A 3,917-nucleotide genomic window follows, 5' to 3' on the forward strand; every position below is an offset into this window, starting at 1 on the left:
CAAAATACAATATTTAGAAAATTATAGCTTTAAAAGTTCCTACTCTTGACATTCTAGGAACTTTTAAAGCTATAATTTTCTAAATATTGTATTTTGGTTTGCGGTTGCCAACAGCTATGTTCTTCATACCCCTAATACTATGTCTAAGTTGTGAATAAATAAATTCTTAATTTTATTCCTCGTTATCAATAATTATTTTAATTAGTTTTCTACCTGAGTTTCTCCCACTTTTATTTTGCAATATAGAAGTAATTACTGTAGTGCAGTGTATACCTAGTTTATTTGCTAATTTTTCTGCTGTATCCTCAATATATATTGGAAATTCATACTTATCAGTTGTTACTGCTAACCATAAATATTTCAATCTACCACGCCCTCTACTTATTGTTTAATATCATTATTTTTTATAAAGACTACATTAGTTCTTATTGGGTACTTATGTCTAAAACACATTTTAGGGAGAGTGGCTAAGACACCCTAGTAAGTAATAAGTGCGATTAAACCTAAGTGTATAGGGTAAAACATATACCCTATATATTTGTTCAGATGTATATTTATAAAACATTCCTTTTTGGGTAGTTTTGCCTATCCAGCCAAAAAGGTATATTAGGGACAAAATATACTATTAATGTGGATTTTAGATGTTTTGAAAGTTACACAATGTACTTGTGTAACTTTCGGTTCCTTGATTTATCAACGCTTTACAAGATTTTAAATAAAAATTGCAAAATGAATATATTGTCTATGAATTATAAGTGTTTAAATTTGATATAAAATAGTAGTAGATTAACTTAATTTTAAGCCATTTGTTATAAAAAACTATTACTTATACCTTACGGATACCATTATTATAGAACTAAAGAAATAATCTTGGATTTTTCTTTGGATCAATTTTAAAGTTATTTAGTTTATATTATCTAGTTTTAGATTTGAATTTTCAATTGAATGTTGGTGTATAGATGCTGATTTTTTACCGTGTATAAAATAGTATAAAAAGATAGATAAAAACACAAAAACAGATAGTGTCATATACATTCCACGAAAACCAGCTGAAGGTATTATAATTCCTATTAGTAAAGGACCAATTCCAATTCCTGCATCCATGGAAATGAAAAAGGTTGAAGTAGCAAGGCCTACTCTGTGCTTAGGCGATACTTTTACAGCAATGGCCTGGGTACAAGTAAAGACAGTTCCATAGCCAAGACCTACTAATGCTCCTGCTAACAAAAGAATGAACCCCTGGCTAGCTTGACTAATTAATACTAAACCCACAATAAACAATATTAGAGAAGGATACATCACAATATTATCTCCTTTGCGATCCACTAACTTACCCGTAAATGGTCTTGAAATAAGGCAGGCAATAGAATATACAAGAAAAAAGAAACTAGCTGCATCTGTTAAATTAATTTTGATTGCATATGAATTAATATACGTCAAAATTCCAGAGTAAGCTATACCCATAATAAATGCAACAGCTGAAATGGGTATAGCTTTTTTCTCAAAGCAATGTTGAAGTTTAAATCCTTTCATAGCTTTGGTCTGTTCTTTTGTTAATTTTGCTTCAGGAATTTTTGTAAATAACATAACAATAATACTAATTATTGAAAACACAGTACAAGCAACAAATATTGCATCATAATTTGCATGTTTAGTGAGAAAAATCCCTAAAAAAGGTCCAATTGCCGATGCAAGAGTTATACTTAATGAATAATAATTAGTCCCTTCTCCACGGCGCTCACTAGGAATAATATCCATTATAGCTGTTGCCATTACTGTAGTTGCAACACCATAAACTGCTCCATGTATAAAGCGAACCACTAATAATAAGTTCAAATTATATGCTAAAAAATATGATATCGAAGTAATTAAGAATAAACCTAAACTTGTAAATAGTAATTTTCTACGTCCAATTACTTCAATATATTTTCCAACTAGAATACGTGCAAGAAGTGCACCTATGACGAATATGCTAGAAGCAAGACCAGCTTGGCTTTGCGAAGCACTAAATTGATTAATAGCATAAACGGTTAATGTAGTCATTAATAAGTAAAAAGTTAAATAAACAAAAAATGTAGTTACAGTAATAATTATAAAATCTTTAGTCCATAATTCGGATTTATGCATCCTTTATTCCTCCATGTTCATTATTTATATTGTTCATTATTTTAAGTAGCAATTGAAAAGTAGTTTCTAATTCCTCTTTTGAAATATCCTTCATAGCATTGTTTTCAAACTCTACTACAGTTTTGTAGCTTAAAACATATGCTTTTTCTCCTAAATCGCTTAGTTTGATTCTTCTTTCTCTCTTGTCTTTTCCTGACACTTCTTCGATGAATTCACTCTTTTTTAGACGATCTACAGCGCGAGTAACCGACGATTTTTCTACACTTAAATAATTAGCTATATCCACAAGTGTAGAAGGACCATATTTTTTTAAAAACTGGATAATTGTCCACTGAGAATGATGAAGATTATATTCAATAATTTCTGTATTAAAGTCACTAACCACAGTTCTAGAAAGTTTTAAAAGTTGATGGAAAAACTTATAATTATATGTCAAAAAATCACCGCCTTTAAAATGATTGCCTAAGCAACTATATATTTATTTTTCTAAAATGTCAATAATTTAGTGTTAAAATACCCCCAACCATTAAAATTAACAGTAATGTCAAAATCATATACTTACCTTATGATGTCTATAATAAGTGTGTATTGATATTTTGAAAGTAACATAAATGTAATTGAGTTACTTTCACATTGGCTATATTGATCATTCCTTAAAAATTATGATTTGAATGTAATATAATAAGTTGATTTTTTACTTTGAATGTATTATAACGATCATAATTCATTGAGGAGTTTGTCAACATAGTTGTCGCATTTTTTAATTCTAACCTTTTTATGATGACGTTTTCTCTATGAGAGCAAGCTATAATGGCGTTGGTATGGGGTCAAATATTTGATGCCACTATGCATATGAACATAGTTATACCAGTATACGAACCTGGTCACCCACTCTCGTGCATCAGTAACGCTTGCAAATCCACCATTAGGAAATGTTGGAAAATACTTCATTGTCTTGAATAGTGATTCTGAATAAGGGTTGTCATTGCTTACTCTAGGTCTTGAAAAGGAACTCTGAACCCCCAGTTTCTCTAATGTAGCAAGGAAAGTTGCTGCCTTCATAGGACTTCCATTATCAGAATGAAGTATAAGAGGCTTACCTAATATTTTCTGAGAAATAAGGGCACGTTTAACAAGAATTTTGGCATATTCAGCATTCTCTGTTTCCCAAACTTCATAACCAACAACCATACGGCTGAACATATCAATTATCAGGTATAGCTTAAAATATTGACCTTTCACAGAGCCGTCAAACCACGTGATATCCCACGTCCAAACTTGATTTTTTTCGGTTGCTATGTGGGTAGGCGGAACCCTTTTTACAGGCGCCTTCGTCTTAAATCTATGAGTGTTTAGTTTTTCTTCTCTTAGTATTCTGTGAATCGTAGATTCTGAGGCAATATAAATTCCCTGATCGGCTAGCCTTGGCACTATTTGTGCAGGTACTAAATCAGCATACTCATTGCTATTTATGACTTGTAGAATCGCTGCTCTTTCCTCATCACTAAGCTTGTTTTTAGGCGGTTTCCTAGGCACTAGTGGCCGTTTATCTTTTGTGGATTCTGGCGTTAGCGACCATCGTTCATAGGTTCTAGTCGATATTCCAACTTCGTTGCAGCATGGACTCAACCGAGCACCAGCATGTACCACTTCATTAATCAGTTCTAAAGCTTTAATGCGATCTGAGGCACTGATTAGTCTTCCTCTTGGTCCCCCCAAATCGCATGAACGTTTTTTCTTAGTACTAAAAGTGCCGCGGTTTCGGCTAAAGCCTTTTCTTTGAATCTAAG

4 protein-coding genes are annotated in these 3,917 nt (G+C 32.0%); all 4 read right to left on the reverse strand.

The genetic code is table 11. From position 1 onward, the window contains the following. Nucleotides 1-172: 172 nt before the first annotated feature. A complete protein-coding gene (locus JJE11_RS16145) occupies nucleotides 173-364 on the reverse strand; it encodes a hypothetical protein (RefSeq protein WP_291637466.1) in 192 nt (63 codons plus the stop codon). A 539-nt stretch (nucleotides 365-903) separates the two neighbouring features. After that, entirely contained in the window at nucleotides 904-2,127 is a 1,224-nt protein-coding gene (locus JJE11_RS16150) for an MFS transporter (protein WP_291637468.1), read from the reverse strand. Continuing rightward, nucleotides 2,120-2,563, reverse strand: coding sequence for a MarR family transcriptional regulator (locus JJE11_RS16155; RefSeq protein ID WP_291637470.1), 444 nt, complete (start codon nucleotides 2,561-2,563; stop codon nucleotides 2,120-2,122). Before JJE11_RS16155 ends, JJE11_RS16150 begins: the two co-directional genes overlap by 8 nt. 356 nt (nucleotides 2,564-2,919) lie before the next feature. Continuing rightward, complete coding sequence (locus tag JJE11_RS16160) at nucleotides 2,920-3,846, reverse strand: IS3 family transposase (RefSeq protein ID WP_291637472.1); 927 nt, start codon at nucleotides 3,844-3,846, stop codon at nucleotides 2,920-2,922. Nucleotides 3,847-3,917: the final 71 nt, after the last annotated feature.

Source organism: Clostridium sp., from assembly GCF_016650095.1.
In the GTDB taxonomy this organism is placed as follows: Bacteria; Bacillota; Clostridia; order Clostridiales; family Clostridiaceae; genus Clostridium_AD.

What these genes read in the sequence shown, in the direction of transcription:
- JJE11_RS16150 (WP_291637468.1), bottom strand. Translation starts at nt 2,127, where the DNA reads ATGCATAAATCCGAATTATGGACTAAAGATTTTATAATTATTACTGTA.